The organism is Aeromicrobium choanae (genome assembly GCF_900167475.1).
GTDB classification, from domain to species: domain Bacteria; phylum Actinomycetota; class Actinomycetes; order Propionibacteriales; family Nocardioidaceae; genus Aeromicrobium; species Aeromicrobium choanae.
On record NZ_LT796768.1, the window covers coordinates 1,450,961 to 1,471,125 of the forward strand.

The window sequence follows — 20,165 nt, forward strand, 5'->3', positions numbered from 1 at the left end:
GGAAGCTCAGCCGATCGGGTCGAAGACCGCGTGGTCGCCGACCTGGGCGGCCAGGCGCGCCCGGTGGAACTCGCCGTCGCCGATCAGGTGCTCGATCGCGATGAGGCGGCTGGCGTAGTGACCGACCGAGTACTCGGCGGTCATGCCGATGCCGCCGTGCAGCTGGATCGCGTCGAGGCCGATGTGGCGACCGGCCACGCTGACCTGCAGCGCCGAGTGCGAGGCGGCGGTGGCCAGCTGCTCGGGCGTGGTGGACTCGTCGGCCGCGACGATCGTGGCCCACGTGATGGTGCTGCGGGCCAGCTCGAGCGCGACGTACATGTCCGCGGCACGGTGGTTGAGCGCCTGGAACGTGTTGAGCGTGACGCCGAACTGCTTGCGCGTCTTGAGGTAGCCGACCGTGATGTTCAGCGCCGTCTCCATCGCGCCGAGCGCCTCGTGGGCGTACGCGATGCGCGCACGATCCAGGGCCGCCTCGATCGCGGCGGTCTGGTCGCCGCCCTCGCCCAGCTGGACCGCCGGGGTGTCGCCGAACGTGACGGTCGCGGCGCGGCCGCCGTCGTTCGTGATGGCGGTCTCCACCGCGGTGGCGCCCTCGACGAGGAACACGCCGGTGCCGCCCTCGGGCAGCGCGGCCGTGACCAGTAGGAGGTCGGCCCGCTCGGCCTGGACCACGGGGCCCTTGACGCCGTTGAGCTTGCCGTCCGCGAACGTCACCGACGCCTCGGTCGACCAGCGCTGGCCGGGCTCCATCCACGCCAGGATCGGCAGGACCTCGCCGCCGGCGACGGCGTCGACGTACTGCTTCTTCTGCTCGTCGGTGCCCAGCGCGTCGATCAGGCCGCCGGCCAGGACGATCGCCTCGACGAACGGGTCGGGCGCGATGACCTTGCCCAGCTCCTCGGCGGCGAGCGAGACCTCGACGGGGCTGGCCTCGAACGGCAGGCTCAGCACGCCCATCTCGGCGAGCTTCTCCCACGCGGCGAAGCCGGGATCGGTCTTGGTGACCTCGCGACGGGCCTCGGAGGACTCGTAGACGTTGGTGATCAGGCCGCGGACGGCCTTGACGAGAGCCTTCTGCTCCGAATCGATGGTGAAGTCCATGTCACAGTCCCAGGATCGTGCCGGCGATGATCTGGCGCTGGATCTCGTTGGATCCGCCGTAGATCGACACCTTGCGGTTGTTGAGGAAGACGCGGGTGTCGCGGCTGGTGAGCGCCGCAGGACCCTCGAGGTCGACGAGCAGGTCAGAGACGGCCTGCGTCAGCTGCGAGCCCTTGATCTTCAGCACGCTCGAGGCCGGGTGCGGCTTGTCGCCGGCGGAGCCGGCGGCCACGCGCAGGGCCGTGAGCTCGAGCGCGGTGAGCTGGCTCTCGATGTCGGCGATCCGCGACGCGTACTGGTCGAAGACGCCGAACTCCTTGGCCTTCGCCTTGGCCGTGGACAGGTGCAGCTGGCTCGCGCCGACCTGGGCGATGCCGACGCGCTCGTTGCCGAGCAGGAACTTGGCGTAGGTCCAGCCCTTGTTCTCCTCGCCGACGAGGTTCTCGACGGGGACGCGCACGTTGTCGAAGAAGACCTCGTTGACCTCGTGGCCGCCGTCGATCAGCTCGATCGGGCGGACGGTGAGGCCCTCGGTCCTCATGTCGATCAGCAGGAAGCTGATGCCCATCTGCTTCTTGGGCGCATCGGGGTCGGTGCGGACCAGGGTGAAGATCCAGTCGCCGAACTGGCCGAGCGTGGTCCACGTCTTCTGGCCGTTGACGACGTACTCGTCACCGTCGCGGACGGCGGTGGTGCGCAGGCCCGCGAGGTCGGAGCCGGCGTCGGGCTCGGAGAAGCCCTGGCTCCACCAGATGTCGAGGTTGGCGGTGGCCGGGAGGAACCGCTCCTTGAGCTCCTGCGAGCCGAAGGTCGCGATGACCGGACCGACCATCGAGGCGTTGAACGCCAGCGGCGGCATGACGCCGGCCAGCTGCATCTCCTCGTGCCAGATGTGGCGCTGGAGCTGGGTCCAGTCCTTGCCGCCCCACTCGACCGGCCAGCCGGGAACGGCCAGGCCGCCGGCGTTGAGCGCCTGCTGCGAACGCACGATCTGGTCGCGCGTGATCTCACCGCGGCTGATCACGGCGTCGCGGATGTCCTGCGGCACCTGGGTGGTGAAGAACTCACGCATCTCCTCGCGGAATGCCTGGTCCTCGGCTGACAACTGAAGTCTCATGAGTGCCCCTTCGCACTAAGCGCTTGCTTAGTCTTGAGAATACTGTGCAACTGCCGTTGACACCAGCGAGTCACTTCCGCCTCGACTTGGCACGGAAGGGCCCCACGAGGCGGGGTCCGGACAGGCGGCGTTCGAGGCGTCGAGTCTCGCGTCCCAACGGTTGCGCAGCATACTCACCGAGGATCACGCCGGCCGCGAGCGCCACCGCCACCGCCATCGCGGTGATCCCCGCGAAGATGCCCGAGAGGCTCTCCTCCGACAGCTGCGCCAGCGACCGGTAGATCGTGAGGCCGGGCAGCAGGGGCACGATCGCGGGCACCACGAGAACCAGGGCCGGGATCCGCAGCGCGCGCGACGCCGGGTAGCTGACCACGCCGATGAGGAACGCCGCGATCCCGGCCGCCCACGGCCGGTCGATGTTGTTCTGGAACATGGCCGCCGACAGGGCACCCGCCCCGGCGCCGATCGCCGCGATGACCGGCACGGACGACCACGGGGCGTAGGTCTGGACGGCGAAGCCCGCGGCCGCGAGCCCGGCACCGATCGTGACGAACGGCAGGTGCGAGATGTCGGGCCAGCTCGTGCCCGAGCCCAGGTCGACCCCCAGCATCCGGCCGACCATGATGCCGCCCGAGACGCCCGCGACGATGCCGCCCGTGGCCAGCACGACCTCGAGCAGGCGCGCCACGGCCGTCAGGTGGTAGCCGGTCAGCGCGTCCTGGATCGCGCCCATCAGGCCCAGTCCGGCCAGCAGCACGACGATGTTCGCCGCGATGACCAGCGACGGCGGGGAGGGGACCGAGGCGGCCGCCGCCGTGACGGCGATGAGGGAGGCGCACAGGCCACCGACGACCTGGATGTAGAAGTCGGGCAGGCGGCGGACCTCGAGGGGCCGGCGCACGTACTCGATCACCACCGCGGCGAGGAACGCGATCGCCGTGACCATCGCCTCGCCGCCCAGCATCATCGCGACCCCGGCGCCGACGAGGCCCGCCCCGCCGATGACGACCCACCGGGGGCGCGCGTGACCGCTCGCGGAGATCGAGGCGAGCCGCGAGCGCGCCTCGTCGAGGTCGATCTCGTCGTTCAGCAGGTCGCTCACCAGCCGGTCGATCGCGGTGACGTCCTCGAAGTCGGTCTCACGCCGGACCACGTTGCGACGCAGGATCAGCGGCGGCTCGTCGAGCTGCTGGTCGTGCACCATCGTCAGCATGATGTAGGTGACGTCGACGTAGGTGCCGCGCAGGCCGAAGTGGCGGGCGATCGACGACATCGTCGCGGACACGTCGGCCGTGCCCGCCCCGTTGGACAGGAGCATCTCGCCCGCCCTCAGGGCCAGGTCCATGATCCGCAGGGTCTGCGGCGCCGAGGTCGTCATGCCTCCACCCTGACTGATGACGCGCGACGGCGTCACCCGCGCTTCAGCACCTTCCTCACGTACGGCTTGCCGCCCCCCGTCGCGAGCCTGGTGCGCGGACGAGACATGGTGGTTCCTTTCCCCCGAAGATGATGACCGGAACGGTCCACCCGACTGCAACCGTCACGAGCGGCTTCGAGCCGTTCGAGCAGAGCCGCGAACAGCAGCGATGCCGGGGCCTAGGGTGGTCGGGGATTCGAGTGTGAGGAGCACCCATGACCGCGTGGACCGAGGACATCCTGGGCGACCCGTACGAGCGTCGGACGATCGACCTGGGTGCCGATCCCGACGGCGAGGGCCCGATCACCGCGACCCTGGTCCGGCGCCGGTTCGACGGCACTCCGCGTGCCGCGCTGGTCTACGTGCACGGGTTCAGCGACTACTTCTTCCAGACCGAGCTGGCCGAGTTCTACGCCGACCGCGGCTACGCCTTCTACTCCCTCGACCTGCGCAAGTGCGGGCGCTCCCTCGGTGACGGGCACACGCCGCACTTCGTCTCCGACCTCGCGCTCTACGACCAGGAGCTGAACGAGACCCTGCGCATCGTGCGCGGCGAGGTCCCCGACGTGCCGGTGGTGCTGTCGGCGCACTCCACGGGCGGCCTGGTGCTGCCGCTGTGGCTCGACCGCCTCAACCTCGAGCCCGGGGGCACGCACGGCCGCGGCATCGCCGGCCTCGTGCTGAACAGCCCGTGGTTCGACCTCCAGGGCGCGGCGTGGATGCGCTCGGTCGGCACCCAGGCGATCCGCGCGTTCTCCAAGGTGCGCCCCAAGGACCGGATGCGGCTGCCGCTCGCCGAGGCCTACGGCGTCAGCCTCTACCGCGAGCACGGTGGCCTGTGGGACTACGACCTTGCGTGGAAGCCGCTGGCGGGGTTCCCCGTGACGTACGGGTGGCTGACGGCCGTGCGGCGCGGCCACGCGACCCTGCACCGCGGGCTCGACATCGGGGTGCCCTCGCTCGTGCTGCGCTCCCACCGCTCCTGGTTCAGCTTCCAGCACCACGAGAAGACCGACACCTCGGATGCAGTGCTCGACGTGCGGCAGATCGGCCGCTGGGCCGGGTGCCTGGGCGGTGACGTCACGTCCCTGGAGGTGCGCAACGCGCGCCACGACGTCTACCTCTCGAACGACGAGCCGCGGGCGCAGGCCTACCGGCTGACCGGCGAGTGGCTCGAGCGCTGGATCCCGTGACCGCGCCCCCGTGCCACTTTTGGAAACGGATTCACCCGAATCCGGTCCATCCACGTGAATCCGCTTCCAAGAGTGGAGTGGGGGTGGCGGAGTGAGCACGCCGACGCCGGCTCGCACGATCGGGTTCGACCTCGACATGACGCTGATCGACTCGCGTCCGGGGATCCGCGCCGTGTACGAGGAGCTCTCGCGCCAGACGGGCGTGCTCATCGACGCCGAGCTGGCCGTCTCGCGCCTCGGGCCGCCACTGACCTGGGAGCTCGAGCACTGGTTCCCCGCCGAGGCCGTGCCCGAGATGTTCGCCCGCTACCGAGCCATGTACCCGGAGATCGCCGTTCCGCGGGTCCTCGCGATGCCCGGTGCCGCGGAGGCGCTCGCGGCCGCCCGCGAGCTGGGGCGCGCGATCGTGATCACCGCGAAGGCCGGCCCGAACGCCGCCCTGCACCTCGACCACCTGGGGCTGCCCCACGACGCCGTGATCGGGGACGCCTGGCGCGAGCAGAAGGCCGAGGTCCTGGTGCGCGAGGCCGCCGACACGTACGTGGGCGACCACGTGCACGACATGGACGCCGCGCGGATCGCGGGCGTCACGGGCCTCGCGGTGACCACCGGCCCGTCCTCGGCCGACGAGCTGCGCGCGGCGGGTGCCCACCACGTCGTGGGAGACCTCACCGCGGTGGTCGCCCTCCTGGGTTGAGCTCGGGCTGACCGTCCTCTGTCCAGACGGTGAATCCGAGTTCGGCATCACGTGCGAAACGGCAACGCGTGGGGCTGATGGGACGTAGGCTGTGAGCGCTCGGGGGAGCCCACACCACGCCGTCGGAAGACTCGTCATGCCCACGCGTCAGCGTCTGTTCGTGCCCTTCGTCCTCGCTCTCGTCATCGGTGCGTCAGCGCCCGCTGTCGCAGACGACACCGCAGCGCAGTCCGATCCGGTGATCGAGACCGCGACCGTGCCCACCGAGCCCGTGGCCGAGCCCTCGGCGAAGCCGTCGCCCGAGCCCTCCGAGGTGCCGACGCCGGAGGCCGAGCCCACGCCCGAGCCCACGCAGCCCACGCAACCCACGCAACCCACGGCGACTCCTCCCACTGATGACGAGGCGACGCCGCAGGCCAGGCGTCTCGCGGTGGCAGCGGCACCCAGCACCGTTCTGACCGCCGCCGAGTTCACGGCCGCACTCAGCGCCTGCGCGACCGATGACGTCGTGACCCTCGGTGCCGACGTCACCGTGTCGGCGCGATCCGCGATCGGGTGCGACCTGACGATCGACCTGGCGGGGCACACCCTGGTTGCGCCGGGCATCGACATCGCCTGGGACCGCCACCTGACCGTCGACGACTCCGGGACCGGGGGGCGCCTCGTCGCCGCCACGACGACCGGACAGCGCGCCGGGATCCGGACGACGCGCGCGCGACTCACGATCGAAGGCGGCCACGTCCAGGCCTCCGGAGGGATCTACGCCGCCGCGATCGGCGGAGGCGAGAGCGACCCCAGCGACCCCTCCAGCCTGGGGCCCAACGGCGTGGTGACGATCAACGGCGGAACCGTGACGGCCACCGGTGGCTACTTCGCGGCCGGCATCGGCGGCGCCGGATGGGGGTCCGGCGGCACGGTCGTCGTCAACGGCGGCACCGTGAACGCGACGGGTGGCGAGATGGGCGCCGGCATCGGCGGTGGGTACGGGCGGTACATGACGTCGATCGCCATCAACGGCGGCACCGTCTCGGCCACCACGACGGGCAACGCCCCCGCCCTCGGCAATGGCGGCGACGTCACCGGCACGTCCGGCACGATCACGATCGGCGCAGGCGCCGACGTGACGCTCCGCGCCGCGACCGGCACCCCCGTGATCCGCGGTGCGAGTCCCCGCGCGACCGTCGACGGCACCGTGCACGTGCAGTCCGGCGTGCTGGGCGGGCTCGTCACGATCGGCAGCACCGGCTCGATCTCGGGCCCGGCCGCGGCACCGCGCGACGGGGTCGCCGTCGCGGCCGATGCGAGAGTCGTCAACGACGGCGTCCTGATCGCGTCGAGTGTCGACCCGGCCGCGTCCATCACCGGACATCACTACCGGCTGACCCTCGACTCCGCCGGCGGACCGGCGTTCGATCCCCTCACCGTCCTGGCGCCGGCCCTCGCCGACGGACTCGCCTCGCTTCCGGTCCCCTCCCGGGCCGGCCTGAGCTTCCTGGGCTGGGAGCGCGGCGGCGCGGCGTTCGACGCGTCCACGGACCTCGGTGCCGGATCCACCGACGGGCGGCCCGTCGAGGTCGGGCTGAGGGCTCGGTGGGGCATCCGCACCACCGCAGACCTCTCGACGGCTCTGTCCACCTGCCCCGACTCGACCGTCGCGATGGCGGCCGACCTCACCGTCAGCAGCCCGGTCACCGTCTCCTGCGACGTCACCCTCGACCTGGCCGGACACGATCTCACCGTCAGCGGCATCACGGTCGCCGATGGCCGGACCTTCACCATCGACGACTCCGCCGGCGACGGGATGCTCACCAGCACCTCGGCGACCAGCGCCGGCATCCGCACGACCGGTGCCGCGCTCGTGATCGACGGTGGCACGGTCCGCGCCACGGGTGGCCCCTCCGCTGCCGGCATCGGCGGTGGGCCCAACGACTCGAGCGGGACCGTCACGATCAACGACGGCACGGTCGAGGCGACGGGCAGTTCCACCGGTTCCGCGGGCATCGGCGGCGGCTTCGGCGGCTCCGGCGGCACGATCACCATCAACGGCGGCGTGGTGGACGCTCGCAGTCCTCACGACGGAGCGGCCATCGGCGGCGGCACCCGCGCTTCCGCCGGCACCATCACCATCACCGGGGGCGACATCACCGCCAGGGCGGTGGGCTACGCAGGTACCGGGATGGGCGGAGGGTGGCAGAGCACGGGCGGCACGGTCCACATCACGGGCGGAGTGGTGCACTCCACCGGTGCCGCACGCGGCACCGGCATCGGTTCGGGACTCCAGTCGACTGCGCCGACGGTGGTCGTCGTCTCGGGCGGCACCGTCGTCGCAACCGGAGGCCAGTCGGCGCCCGGCATCGGTACGGGATCGCTGTCCAGCGCACGTGCCGACATCGAGATCGGTGCCGACGCCCACGTGACGGTCGTCGGCGGAAGTGCCGCCGAGACCGTCCTCGGCAACGCCGATGCGACCGCTGGCACGCACGGATCGATCCGGATCGACGGACTCGTCCGCGCCCCGTCGGGGACGTTCCTCACCTCGCGCAACGACCTCACCATCGGCGCCACCGGCCGGCTCGTCGGCACGGCGGCCGAACCGACGACAGGGGCGTCGATCACCGGAACCGGAACGGTCGCCAACGGCGGGGTCATCGCCCTGACCGGAGTCGCGGGCACGGTCGGCGTCACCGGCCACCACTACGAGGTCGCCGCGCCCACCGGAACGGTGAAGGTCTACGGACCGACGGTCCAGGCCGGTCACCGCACGATGCCCTCCGACCCGACCCGGGGCGTCGACGCCTTCACGGGCTGGACCCTCGACGGCGACCCGTTCACCGCAGCCACGACCCTGCCCGGCACGAGCAGCGACGGCGACCCGGTGCGCGTCGACCTGACCGCCGCGTGGGTCGACGGTGCCGCCGCCTTCGACACGTCCGCCGTGACCCTGACGGCCGGGAACTCGGCCGTCCTCGACCTGACCCTGACCGACGGCGACGGCGCACTCGTCCAGGTCGCGGCCTCCGACTGGAACATCACCCTCCCCGCGGGCGTCTCGCTGGTCCACTCCACCGGCACGCGCTGGACGGTCACCGGCACCACCATCGGGACCGGGGCCGTCACCGCCTCGACCGTGGTCGGCGGACGCACGTACACGGCTGAGTTCGACGTGACGGTGAACGCGGCCGCCGTCGCGAGCGTCGTCGTGTCACACACCGGCACGGCGGCGCAGGGCGAGACGATCACCCTGACCGTCACGGGTGCCGACGCGTTCCGGAACGACCTGGGTGACGTCACCGGCGACGTCACCTTCACCAGCTCGAACGCCAGCGACGTCATCGACGGCAACGAGATCTCGTTCACCCGCGCCGGACCGCGGACCGTCACGGCGACCCACGCCAACGGCACGACGGCGCTCCAGCTCGTCACGGTGGCCGTGGTCCACGACGTCGTCACCGAGATGACCCTCGACTCCACCGGCACCGCGGCGCAGGGCGAGACCCTCACCCTCAGCGCCGAGGGCACCGACCGGTTCGACAACGACCTGGGCGACGTCACCAGCGACGTCACCTTCACCAGCTCGAACGCCAGCGACGTCATCGACGGCGACGAGATCAGCTTCACGCAGGCCGGCGAGCGCACCATCACCGCCACTCACGCGAACGGCACCACCGCGACCCTCGTGGTCGACGTCGCCGTGGTCCTCGACGAGGTCGCCCGGATGGTGCTCGGCTTCAGCGGCGCAGCCCGCGAAGGTGACACGGTCGCGATGACGGTCACCGGAACCGACCGGTTCGGCAACGACCTCGGCGACGTCACGAGCGACGTCACCTTCACCAGCTCGGTCGCCACCGACGTCATCGACGGCCACCGGATCACGTTCCCGCACGCCTCGCCCCACACCATCACGGCGACGCACGCCAACGGCTCGGTCTCGACCCTGCTCATCGAGGTCGAGGCCCTCCCCGTCGTGGACGAGCCGCAGGTCGACACCGACGGCCCGGCCGGGGATGACGCATCCGAGAACGATGGCGAGCAGACCGCGGCGAAGCCGTCGCCGAAGGAGGCCGACCTGGCCGACACCGGCGGCACCATCGCCGCCTGGTGGCTCGCCTGCGCCCTGGCCCTCCTGCTCGCCGGTGGCGGCCTCGTCTGGCGCGTGCGGCGACGATGACCGCTGTCGGTACGGGCGTCTAGGGTGGTCTCCGTGGACGCACCCCTGGCTCTTTACCGGCGCTACCGGCCCGAGACGTTCGCCGAGGTCATCGGCCAGGACCACGTCACCGATCCGCTGCGTCACGCGCTGGCGAACAACCGGGTCAACCACGCCTACCTCTTCAGTGGGCCGCGCGGCTGCGGCAAGACCACGAGCGCCCGGATCCTGGCGCGTGCGCTGAACTGCGAGCAGGCCCCGATCTCCGACCCGTGCGGCGAGTGCCAGAGCTGCCGCGACCTCGCGCGAGGCGGGCCCGGCAGCATCGACGTCATCGAGATCGACGCCGCCAGCCACGGTGGCGTCGACGACGCCCGCGACCTGCGCGAGCGCGCGTTCTTCGCCCCCGTCAGCAGCCGCTACAAGGTCTACATCATCGACGAGGCCCACATGGTCTCCCCGCAGGGCTTCAACGCGCTGCTCAAGCTGGTCGAGGAGCCCCCGCCGCACCTCAAGTTCATCTTCGCCACGACCGAGCCCGACAAGGTCATCGGCACGATCCGCTCGCGCACCCACCACTACCCCTTCCGGCTGGTGCCGCCGAAGCTGCTCAGCGACTACATGCTCCAGCTGTGCCGCAGCGAGGACGTCGGCCTCGAGCCCACCGCGCTGCCCCTCGTGGTGCGTGCCGGCGGCGGCTCGGTGCGTGACTCGCTCAGCGTGCTCGACCAGCTCCTCGCCGGCTCCGGCCCCGACGGCATCACCTACGACCTCGCGGTCCAGCTGCTCGGCTACACCCCCGACTCCCTGCTCGACGAGGCCGTCGAGGCGTTCGCCGCCGACGATGCCGCCACCGTGTTCGGTGTCGTCGACAAGGTCATCGAGTCCGGCCAGGATCCCCGCCGCTTCGCCGAGGACCTGCTCCAGCGCTTCCGCGACCTCGTGATCCTCAAGGCCGTCCCCGGCGCGGCCGAGACGGGCCTGATCGACACTCCGGCCGACCGCACGGCGGTGCTGCAGCGTCAGGTCGCCGGCTTCGAGCCCACCGAGCTCACCCGGGCCGCCGATCTCGTCAGCGCCGCCCTCACCGAGTTCCGCGGTGCCACCGCGCCGCGACTCATGCTCGAGCTGATGTGTGCGCGGATCCTCGTGCCCGGCGCCGACAACTCGGTCGAGGGATTCCACGCCCGCCTCGACCGGCTCGAGCGGCGCCTCTCCGGAGCCGCCCCGGCGCCGGAGATCACGTCCGCGCCGGCCTCGGCCCCCACCTCCGCCCCTGTGACGCCCCAGCCGGCCGCCGATCCCGAGCCGGCTCGAACGGAGCCGGCCGTCGCGGAGGCTCCCGCACCTCAGCCCTCCGCGCCGGCGGCAGCCGAGCCGCAGCCGGCCGCCCCCACGCCCGAGCCCGTCGCCGCCGCACCTGAGCCCGAGCCCGAGCCGGCGGCACCCACTCCGGAGCCCGCCGCCGAGCCGGCGCCCGCGACGCCCGGCCAGCTCACCACCGCCGACGTCCGACGCATGTGGCCCCAGGTGCTCGACCGCGTGCAGCAGCTGCGCCGATTCACGTGGGTCATGCTCAGCCAGAACGCCCAGGTCGCCTCGCTCGACGGCTCCACCCTCACGCTCGCGCTGGTGAACACCGGTGCCCGCGACTCGTTCGTCAAGAGCGGCTCCGACCAGATCGTGCAGCAGGCGCTGTCCGACGTCATGGCCGTGCAGTGGCGCCTCGAGGCGATCGTCGACCCGTCGGCCGCGCCCACCGGCTCCGCCCCCAGCGCGCCGGCCGCGTCGCCGCAGGCCGCCGCCACCCAGGAGTCGCGCGTGCCCGAGTCGGTGCGCGAGGCGCTGCGCCAGGGACCGGTCCCGGTCGAGCGGGTGAACCCCGACGCCGGGGTCGATCCCGACGACCCGGTGGTCGACGACGGCTCGCAGGACGCCGAGGCGCTCCTGGCCGAGCACCTCGGAGCCGAGATCATTGACGAGACCACCCACGGCTGAGCCGCCCGCGCCGGTGCGCCGGCGCCTCGACCTCGACGCGTCGCCCACCGACGTCGTGCGACGGCTGCGCGGCCGCGAGCGCCTCGTCGCGCTCATCGGGGCCTGGCACCAGGGCGAGGCGCTCATCGCGTGCGAGCCGGTGCGCCTGCTCGATGCCTGGGACGACGTCGACCTCCCCCGCCAGGACTCCGACGGGTTCGGGGGCGGCTGGATCGGGGCGTGGGGCTACCGGTTGGGCCGCCGGGTGGAGCACCTGCCCGAGGGCCCCGTGCGCCCGATTCCCCAGCCCGATCACCGCGTCGGCTTCTACGACCTCGTCCTGCGCCGGGTGCGTGGGGTGTGGTGGCTCGAGTCGCTCGGCGATCCCGACCCCGCGCGGGTGGACGCTCTCCTGCACGCGATCGCGACCCCGGCGCAGCCCCAGCCGTTCACGGCAGGCACGTTCGCGATGACGCCCAGTCCCGAGGAGCACCGGGCCGCCGTCGGCCGTGCGCTCGAGCACATTCGCGCCGGCGACATCTTCCAGGTGAACCTGTGCGCCCGCCTCGAGGCGTCGTTCGACGGCGATCCGCTCGACGCGTTCTGCGCCGGTGTCGAGACGCTCCGCCCCGCCTACGCCGCCTACGTGTCGTCCCCCGAGGGCGCGCTCGCCAGCCTGTCGCCCGAGCTGTTCCTGCGCCGCACCGGCGACGAGGTGCTCACCTCCCCCATCAAGGGCACGGCTCCCCTCAGCGCCGAGCCCCGCGAGCTCGAGGCCTCGGCGAAGAATCGTGCCGAGAACGTCATGATCGTCGACCTCATGCGCAACGACCTGGGTCGCGTCGCCGTGCCCGGCTCGGTCCGCGTGCCCGCGCTGAACCGGCTCGAGCGCCATGCCGTCTGGCACCTGGTCTCCGACGTCGTCGGACACCTGCCGGCGGGCGTGGACGACGGCCACCTGCTGCGCGCCACCTTCCCGCCGGGCTCGGTCACGGGTGCTCCCAAGGTGCGCGCGATGGAGCTCGTCGCCGAGCTCGAGGCCACCGGGCGCGAGGCCTACACGGGCGCGATCGGGCACGTCAGCGCCACGGCGGGGATGGAGCTCAACGTCGTCATCCGCACGTTCGAGTTCGCCCGCGACGAGGCTGGTGACCTCCGCGTGTGGCTGGGCGTCGGCGGTGGGATCGTGGCCGACTCCGATCCCGACGACGAGTACGCCGAGTGCCTCGTCAAGGCGCGGCCGCTCATCGCGGCGATCGGCGGCCGCCTCGACCTCGTGGCCGCCGAGCACGACCCGACCTCGCCCGCCGAGCCTGCGGTCCGTGAGCCCGCCGAGCCGGCCGACCTGAGCCGCGGGATCTTCGAGACCTTGCTCGTCCACGACGACCGCGCCCTCGACCTCGACGCCCACCTGGCCCGGCTCGACGCCAGCGTCCGCGCCGTCTACGGCACCACCGTGCGCGCGGGCCTCGAGGACGCGGTGCGGCGCCGGGTCGCGGGACTGACCGGACGCCACCGGCTCCGCATCGACGCCGTTCCGACCGAGGACGACGTCCGGGTCTCGATGGCCACCGCGCCGCTCGACGAGGCGCCCGGATCGTGGGACCTCGTGCCGCGCGTCGTCCCCGGCGGCCTGGGCCAGCACAAGTGGGTCGACCGCGGCCTCGTGCCCGCCACCGAGCGGGGTGAGCCGCTGCTGATCGACGCCGACGGATCGATCCTCGAGACTGGCCGGGCGAGCGTCTTCGCCGTCCTCGACGACGGCCTCCACACCCCCGCGCTCGACGGCCGCCTGCTGCCGGGAACCACCCGCGCGCGCGTGATCGAGCTGGCGCTGGGCCTCGGGATCCCGGTGTTCCAGCACCGGCTGACCACCGCTGACCTCGCCGCGGCCACCGAGGTCTTCGCCACCAACGCCCTGCGCGGGATCGTGCCGGTCACCTCGTGCGAGGGCGTCGGCGCGTGGCCCGCCGGCCCGCTCACCGCCCGTCTCGCCGAGGCGCACACGGCGGCGCGGGACGGAACTTGGTACCAAGATGTCGCCCCGGCGACCCGAAGGTCGAAAGATCCGTTCCCCCCGGGCCGCGCGCGGGTGCTGTTCGTCGACAACTACGACTCGTTCGTGTTCAACCTCGTGCAGTACGTCGGCGAGCTGGGCGCCGAGACCGAGGTGGTGCGCAACGACGCCGCCTCCGTCGACGACCTCCTCGCCGGCGGCTTCACGCACGTCGTCGTCTCACCCGGCCCCGGCACCCCGGCCGACGCGGGCATCAGCGCCGAGGTGGTGCGCCGGTTCGGGGCCCACGTCCCGGTCTTCGGCGTCTGCCTCGGCCACCAGGTGATCGGCGAGGTCTTCGGCGCTCGCGTCGTGCGCGCCGAGCAGGTCGTGCACGGCAAGTCCTCCCTCGTCCATCACGACGGTGCCGGGGTGTTCACCGGGCTGCCGTCGCCCTTGGTCTGCGCGCGGTACCACTCCCTCGTCGTGGAGGACCTCCCGCCGATCCTGGAGGTCACCGCGCGCACCGGCTCCGGCATCGTCATGGGGCTGCGCCACCGCACCCTGCCGATCGAGGGCGTCCAGGTGCACCCCGAGTCGATCCTCACCTCACGCGGCCACGACCTGCTGGCCACCTTCCTCAGCCGAGGCGCCGAAGTTTGAGAGGATGGGGCCACGGCCCCTCCGGCCGCCGGACGAGTGGAGTCGTACCCGGAGCGCGACAAGACGGCCACGAAGGAGTACGTCATGTCCTGGTTCGTTCTCGTCGTCTCGGGAGTGTTCGAAGCCGTCTGGGCCACCGCTCTGGGCCGCAGTGAGGGCTTCACCAAGCTGGCCCCGTCACTGGTCTTCCTCGGTGCCCTCGTCATCAGCATGGGCGGGCTCGCCTGGGCCATGCGCGACCTGCCGGTCGGCACGTCCTACGCCGTCTGGGTCGGCATCGGCGCCGTGGGAACGGTGGGCTACGCGATGCTCACCGGCACCGAGCCGGTCTCCCTCACGAAGATCCTGCTCATCGGCGGGCTGATCGGCTGCATCATCGGCCTGAAGATGGCGCACTGACCGGGGCCGGACTCGCGCACGCGGCGCCCGGTACGGCTGGCGCGGGCGACTAGGCTGGCCGCGTGTACGAAAGCGTGATCCAGGACCTCATCGACGAGCTCGGACGACTGCCGGGCATCGGCCCGAAGAGCGCCCAGCGGATCGCGTTCCACCTGCTCGACGCCGACCCCGAGGACGTCAAGCGCTTCGCGCAGACCCTCGTCGACGCCAAGACCAAGGTGCTCTTCTGCTCGGTGTGCGGCAACGTCACGGTCGACACGACGTGCCGCATCTGTGCCGACCCTCGCCGCGACGACACCGTGCTGTGCGTCGTCGAGGAGAGCAAGGACGTCATCGCCATCGAGCGCACGCGCGAGTTCCGCGGCCGGTACCACGTGCTCGGCGGTGCGATCAGCCCGATCGCCGGCATCGGCCCCGACCAGCTGCGCATCAAGGAGCTCCTCGGGCGCCTCCAGGACGGCGTCGTCACCGAGGTCATCATCGCGACCGATCCGAACCTCGAGGGCGAGGCCACGGCCACGTACCTCATGCGCATGCTCGTGCCGATCGGCCTGAAGGTCACCAAGCTCGCCAGCGGCCTGCCCGTCGGCGGCGACCTCGAGTACGCCGACGAGGTCACCCTCGGGCGCGCCTTCGAGGGCCGCACCGCGGTCGGCTGACCGCCGCAGTTTCCCCGGTCCAGCGCCCGGACGGCGGGCCGGGCCCTCGAAGCGCAGGGGCTAGACTGGTCCAGGCGCAGCGTGGCGTCATCCCACTGCGCCTGCAGTCCCTCCAGAGCAAGGAAATGTCCATGGGCATCGTCGTGCAGAAGTACGGCGGCTCGTCGGTGGCCGACGCCACCAGCATCAAGCGAGTCGCCCAACGCATCGTGGCGACCAAGAAGGCCGGTCACGACGTGGTCGTCGTGGTGTCCGCGATGGGTGACACGACCGACGAGCTGATCGACCTGGCCAACCAGGTCTCCCCCCTCCCCCCGGGCCGCGAGCTCGACATGCTGCTGACCGCCGGCGAGCGCATCTCGATGGCGCTGCTGGCGATGGCGATCGAGACCCTCGGCCAGGAGGCCCGCAGCTTTACCGGCTCGCAGGCCGGCGTCCTCACCGACGACGTGCACGGCAAGGCCAAGATCATCGACGTCACGCCCGGGCGCCTGCAGTCGGCCATCGCCGACGGCGCGATCGTGATCGTCGCCGGCTTCCAGGGCGTCTCGCAGACCACGAAGGACATCACCACGCTCGGCCGCGGCGGCTCGGACACCACTGCCGTCGCGTTGGCCGCGGCGCTGAACGCGGACGTGTGCGAGATCTACACCGACGTCGACGGCATCTTCACCGCCGACCCGCGCATCGTCCCCACCGCCACGCGCATCCCCGCGATCTCCTACGAGGAGACGCTCGAGATGGCCGCGAACGGCGCCAAGATCCTGCACCTGCGGTGCGTCGAGTACGCCCGCCGCAACTCCATGCCCATCCACGTGCGGTCGTCCTTCAGCGACAAGACCGGCACCTGGGTCGTGGGCACCGAAGACGTCAGCACGTACACGGAAGAAGGCAAGGCGATGGAGCACGCCATCATCTCCGGGGTCGCCCACGACCGCAGCGAGGCCAAGATCACCGTCGTCGGGGTCCCCGACAAGGTCGGCTACGCCGCCGCCGTCCTGCGCGCCCTCGCCGAGGCCCGGATCAACATCGACATGATCGTCCAGAACGTGTCGGCCGCCGCCACGGCGCTCACCGACATCTCGTTCACGCTGCCGCGCGACGACGGCCAGACCGCGATGACCGCGCTGGCCCGCCTGAAGGACCAGATCGGCTTCGAGCGTCTGCAGTACGACGACAGCGTCGGCAAGGTCTCGATCGTCGGCGCCGGCATGCGCTCGCAGCCGGGCATCACCGCCACGTTCTTCGAGGCGCTCGCGTCGGCCGGCGTCAACATCGGCATGATCTCGACCTCCGAGATCCGCATCTCGGTGGTCGTCGGCGAGAACGAGGTCGACGCCGCGGTCAACGCGGCCCACGAGGCGTTCGGCCTGGGCGCCGAGGACACCGAGGCAGTCGTGTACGGAGGGACCGGACGATGAGCGAGCGCCAGCGAGCGAACAATTCAGAGCGTGGAATCGCGGCACCGGCCCACCGTGCCCTTTCCCAGGCGGTGGCGCGATGACCAAGATCGGAGTCGTGGGTGCGACCGGCCAGGTCGGCACCGTCATGCGCCAGCTGCTCGAGGAGCGGAACTTCCCTGCCGACTCGGTGCGCTTCTTCGCCTCGGCCCGCTCGGCCGGCAAGACGATCCCGTTTCGCGGCGAGGAGATCGTCGTCGAGGACACCGCCACGGCGGACGTCTCCGACCTCGACATCGCGCTGTTCAGCGCGGGCGCCACGATGAGCAAGGTCCAGGCCCCGCGCTTCGCGGAGGCCGGCGTCACCGTCATCGACAACTCGTCGGCGTGGCGCAAGGACCCGGCGATCCCGCTGGTCGTCAGCGAGGTCAACCCGCACGACATCCCCGCCGGCGACTCGGCGCGCGGTCGCGGCATCATCGCGAACCCGAACTGCACCACGATGGCCGCGATGCCGGTGCTCAAGCCCCTGCACGACGCGGCGGGGTTGGTGCGCCTCACCGTCAGCAGCTACCAGGCGGTCTCCGGGTCCGGCCTGGCCGGCGTCGAGGAGCTGCACTCGCAGGCCCTCGCCACGGTCGAGAAGGCCGATGCGCTGACCCACGACGGTCACGCGGTCACCTTCCCCGACCCGGTCAAGTACGTCGCGCCGATCGCGTTCAACGTCATCGCGCTGGCCGGCTCGATCGTCGACGACGGCTCGTTCGAGACCGACGAGGAGCAGAAGCTCCGCCACGAGTCGCGCAAGATCCTCGGCCTGCCCGACCTGCGGGTGGCCGGCACCTGCGTGCGCGTCCCGGTGTTCACGGGTCACTCGCTGTCGATCCACGCCGAATTCGCCGACGACATCACCCCCGAACGGGCCACCGAGATCCTCGCGGGCGCGCCCGGCGTGAAGCTGGCCGACGTGCCCACCCCGCTCGACGCGGCGGGCCGCGACGAGAGCCTCGTGGGCCGGATCCGCCAGGACCGGTCGCTCGACGGCGACAAGGGCCTGGTGCTGTTCGTGTCCGGCGACAACCTGCGCAAGGGTGCCGCGCTCAACACGATCCAGATCGCCGAGCTGCTGGTCTGATCTCGATACGCGCCTCGCTCCGCTCGTCGGCTACTCGATCACCGGGCCGGTGATCGAGTAGCTGGGCGAGGAACCAGCCCGCGTATCGAGATCACCTGACCGGGTCTCGATACGCTCGGGCGCTGAGCGCCCTCCCTACTCGACCTGCCCGGCAAGCCGGGCAAAGTCGTCGAGGACCTCGGGGTTCTGCAGCGCGCCCTTGGCCGCCGCGTCGTCCACCGGGGTGCCGCGCAGGATCTTCTTCACCGGGACCTCGAGCTTCTTGCCCGAGAGGGTGCGCGGCATGCCGCGCACCTGGTGCACCTCGTCGGGAACGTGGCGCGGCGACAGCTTGGTGCGCAGCTCGGTGGCGATCCGCTTCGTGAGGTGGTCGTCGAGCACGGCGCCCTCCACGAGTGCCACGAAGAGCAGCAGCCGTCCCGCGCCGCCCTCGGTGTCCTCCAGGTGCACCACGATGCTGTCGGCCACCTCGGGCATCGACTCCACCACGGAGTAGAACTCCGACGTGCCCAGCCGCACGCCGCCACGGTTGAGGGTGGCGTCGCTGCGGCCGGTGATCGTGCACGAGCCGTAGGACGTCAGGTTGATCCAGTCGCCGTGGCGCCACACGCCGGGGAAGTCCTCGAAGTAGGCCGCGCGGTAGCGCGAGCCGTCGGCGTCGCCCCAGAAGCCCACCGGCATCGAGGGCATCGGCTGCTTGATCACGAGCTCCCCGAGCTGGTCGCGCACGGAGTGGCCCGACTCGTCGAAGGAGTCGACGTCGCAGCCGAGGGACCGGCACGAGATCTCGCCCGCGTAGACCGGCACGATGGGCGCCGCGCCGACGAAGGCCGCGCACGTGTCGGTGCCGCCGGAGACCGAGGCCAGCTGGACCTTCGGGTCGAACTCGTCGTACACCCACCGGAATCCGGCCTCGGGCAACGGCGCGCCGGTGGACCCGAGCGCGCGCAGCGCCGAGAGGTCGGCGACCTGCGCGGGGTGCAGCTCCTCCTTGCGGCACTGCAGCAGGAAGGGTGCGCTCGTGCCGAAGTACGTGACGCCCACCTCTGCGGCCATCTCCCACAGCGCACCGAGATCCGGATGGGCCGGGTTGCCGTCGAACATCACCACGGTGGCGCCCACGCCGATCCCCGAGACCAGGAAGTTCCACATCATCCAACCGGTGGTGGAGAACCAGAAGAACCGGTCGTCGGGCCCCAGCCCGCTCTGCAGGCTGAGCGCCTTGAGGTGCTCGATCGTGATGCCGCCATGGCCGTGCACGATCGGCTTCGGCAGGCCCGTGGTGCCCGAGGAGAAGAGCACGTACAGCGGGGTGTCGAAGGCCAGCCGCTCGAACTCCAGCGGGCCGGGGCGGCTCGTGAAGCGCTCCCACGCCATCGCCCCCTCGGGCGCCGGTGCGGCCGCGTCGAGATACGGCAGCCAGACCAGCGTGCGCACGCTCGGCAGGGCGGCGGAGATCGTCGCCACCTGCTCGCGCCGGTCGATCCCCTTGTCGCCGTAGCGGTACCCGTCGACCGCGAGCAGCACGACGGGCTCGATCTGCTGCCACCGGTCAATCACGCTCTGGGTACCGAACTCGGGGGCGCAGGACGAGAACACCGCGCCGAGGCTGGCGCTGGCCAGCAGCAGGACGAAGGTCTCGGGGATGTTCGGGGCGTAGGCCGCCACGCGGTCGCCCGGGCCCACGCCGAGGTCGAGCAGGCCCTGGCGCGCCCGCGCCACCTGGTCGCGCAGCTGCGCCGCCGTGAGCCGGACCTCGTCGCGACTCTGGGAGCGCGCGATCACCACGACGTCGTCGTCCGCACGGCCGGGCATCCGCAGCATCGCCTCGGCGTAGTTCAGCCGCAGCTCGGGGAACCACCGGGCACCGGGCATCGACGCGTCCGGCAGCACCGGCTCGGCACTGCCGTCGTGAGGCAGGTCGAGGTACTCCACCCACGCGGCCCAGAAGCCGGCGAGGTCGTCGACCGACCACTGCCAGAGGGCGTCGTAGTCGGGCACCTCCACCCCGCGGGTGGTGCTGATCCAGGCGGCGAACCGCTCGATCATGGTGTCGCCGGTGCGTGCGGGCTCCCAGAGAACGTCGGCAGGCATGTCGGCAGTGTAGGACTCACGCCGGACGGTCACCCCGAACCTGACGCGACACTCGAGCTTCCGGCCGAGGTACTAGCCTCGACGGAGGACACACCCATCGATCTCGACCGAACGAGGCGCAGCGATGACACGAGCACGGACCCCTTCCGCCCCCGCCCGAAGTTCGA

Annotated in this window: 13 protein-coding genes and 1 riboswitch; of the genes, 9 read left to right on the forward strand and 4 right to left on the reverse strand. The window is 71.7% G+C overall.

Annotated elements, in window-relative coordinates:
- Positions 1-6: 6 nt before the first annotated feature.
- The 3 genes from B5D60_RS07155 to B5D60_RS07165 all read right to left on the reverse strand — a co-directional run bounded on the left by B5D60_RS07155 (position 7) and on the right by B5D60_RS07165 (position 3,599).
- Complete coding sequence (locus B5D60_RS07155; protein ID WP_078699517.1) at positions 7-1,104, reverse strand: acyl-CoA dehydrogenase family protein; 1,098 nt, start codon at positions 1,102-1,104, stop codon at positions 7-9.
- A 1-nt stretch (position 1,105) separates the two neighbouring features.
- Complete coding sequence (locus tag B5D60_RS07160; RefSeq protein WP_078699518.1) at positions 1,106-2,221, reverse strand: acyl-CoA dehydrogenase family protein; 1,116 nt, start codon at positions 2,219-2,221, stop codon at positions 1,106-1,108.
- A gap of 70 nt (positions 2,222-2,291) precedes the next feature.
- Complete coding sequence (locus B5D60_RS07165; protein ID WP_078699519.1) at positions 2,292-3,599, reverse strand: threonine/serine exporter family protein; 1,308 nt, start codon at positions 3,597-3,599, stop codon at positions 2,292-2,294.
- A gap of 254 nt (positions 3,600-3,853) precedes the next feature.
- Here B5D60_RS07165 and B5D60_RS07170 point away from each other — a divergent pair, with 254 nt between their 5' ends.
- The 9 genes from B5D60_RS07170 to B5D60_RS07210 all read left to right on the forward strand — a co-directional run bounded on the left by B5D60_RS07170 (position 3,854) and on the right by B5D60_RS07210 (position 17,904).
- Positions 3,854-4,831 carry an alpha/beta hydrolase gene (locus B5D60_RS07170; RefSeq protein WP_078699520.1) on the forward strand — a complete coding sequence of 326 codons (978 nt, stop codon included), beginning with the start codon at positions 3,854-3,856 and terminating at the stop codon, positions 4,829-4,831.
- Between the two features lie 91 nt (positions 4,832-4,922).
- Complete coding sequence (locus B5D60_RS07175) at positions 4,923-5,528, forward strand: HAD family hydrolase (RefSeq protein WP_231948989.1); 606 nt, start codon at positions 4,923-4,925, stop codon at positions 5,526-5,528.
- A gap of 136 nt (positions 5,529-5,664) precedes the next feature.
- The gene (locus B5D60_RS07180; RefSeq protein WP_078699521.1) at positions 5,665-9,696 is read left to right on the forward strand and encodes a hypothetical protein; all 4,032 of its coding nucleotides are present in this window, start codon (positions 5,665-5,667) and stop codon (positions 9,694-9,696) included.
- Between the two features lie 3 nt (positions 9,697-9,699).
- On the forward strand, positions 9,700-11,673 hold the full coding sequence (locus B5D60_RS17195) for a DNA polymerase III subunit gamma and tau (protein ID WP_407922764.1): 1,974 nt from the start codon (positions 9,700-9,702) through the stop codon (positions 11,671-11,673).
- Positions 11,651-14,311, forward strand: a complete 2,661-nt coding sequence (locus B5D60_RS17040; protein ID WP_197684422.1) for an aminodeoxychorismate synthase component I — start codon at positions 11,651-11,653, stop codon at positions 14,309-14,311. The genes B5D60_RS17195 and B5D60_RS17040 overlap by 23 nt, the downstream gene beginning before the upstream one ends.
- An 8-nt stretch (positions 14,312-14,319) precedes the next feature.
- Positions 14,320-14,385, forward strand: a riboswitch (guanidine-III (ykkC-III) riboswitch).
- A 10-nt stretch (positions 14,386-14,395) separates the two neighbouring features.
- Positions 14,396-14,710 (forward strand): DMT family transporter, encoded by a 315-nt coding sequence (locus tag B5D60_RS07195; protein ID WP_078701327.1) that lies wholly within the window; start codon positions 14,396-14,398, stop codon positions 14,708-14,710.
- A gap of 62 nt (positions 14,711-14,772) precedes the next feature.
- Entirely contained in the window at positions 14,773-15,369 is a 597-nt protein-coding gene (gene recR / locus B5D60_RS07200) for a recombination mediator RecR (RefSeq protein ID WP_078699522.1), read from the forward strand.
- 131 nt (positions 15,370-15,500) lie between these two features.
- Positions 15,501-16,790: an aspartate kinase gene (locus B5D60_RS07205; protein WP_078699523.1), complete on the forward strand. Its 1,290-nt coding sequence runs from the start codon at positions 15,501-15,503 to the stop codon at positions 16,788-16,790.
- Positions 16,791-16,869: 79 nt separating this feature from the next.
- Positions 16,870-17,904, forward strand: coding sequence for an aspartate-semialdehyde dehydrogenase (locus tag B5D60_RS07210; protein WP_078699524.1), 1,035 nt, complete (start codon positions 16,870-16,872; stop codon positions 17,902-17,904).
- Positions 17,905-18,039: 135 nt separating this feature from the next.
- Here B5D60_RS07210 and B5D60_RS07215 read toward each other — a convergent pair whose 3' ends face one another.
- Positions 18,040-19,998, reverse strand: a complete 1,959-nt coding sequence (locus B5D60_RS07215; RefSeq protein WP_078701328.1) for an acetoacetate--CoA ligase — start codon at positions 19,996-19,998, stop codon at positions 18,040-18,042.
- Between the last annotated feature and the right edge of the window lie 167 nt (positions 19,999-20,165).

Excerpts from the sequence above, each read along its gene's own strand:
- B5D60_RS07155 (WP_078699517.1), bottom strand. The coding sequence starts at position 1,104 with ATGGACTTCACCATCGATTCGGAGCAGAAGGCTCTCGTCAAGGCCGTC.
- B5D60_RS07160 (WP_078699518.1), bottom strand. The coding sequence starts at position 2,221 with ATGAGACTTCAGTTGTCAGCCGAGGACCAGGCATTCCGCGAGGAGATG.
- B5D60_RS07165 (WP_078699519.1), bottom strand. The coding sequence starts at position 3,599 with ATGACGACCTCGGCGCCGCAGACCCTGCGGATCATGGACCTGGCCCTG.
- B5D60_RS07170 (WP_078699520.1), top strand. The coding sequence starts at position 3,854 with ATGACCGCGTGGACCGAGGACATCCTGGGCGACCCGTACGAGCGTCGG.
- B5D60_RS07180 (WP_078699521.1), top strand. The coding sequence starts at position 5,665 with ATGCCCACGCGTCAGCGTCTGTTCGTGCCCTTCGTCCTCGCTCTCGTC.
- B5D60_RS07195 (WP_078701327.1), top strand. The coding sequence starts at position 14,396 with ATGTCCTGGTTCGTTCTCGTCGTCTCGGGAGTGTTCGAAGCCGTCTGG.
- B5D60_RS07205 (WP_078699523.1), top strand. The coding sequence starts at position 15,501 with ATGGGCATCGTCGTGCAGAAGTACGGCGGCTCGTCGGTGGCCGACGCC.
- B5D60_RS07210 (WP_078699524.1), top strand. The coding sequence starts at position 16,870 with ATGACCAAGATCGGAGTCGTGGGTGCGACCGGCCAGGTCGGCACCGTC.
- B5D60_RS07215 (WP_078701328.1), bottom strand. The coding sequence starts at position 19,998 with ATGCCTGCCGACGTTCTCTGGGAGCCCGCACGCACCGGCGACACCATG.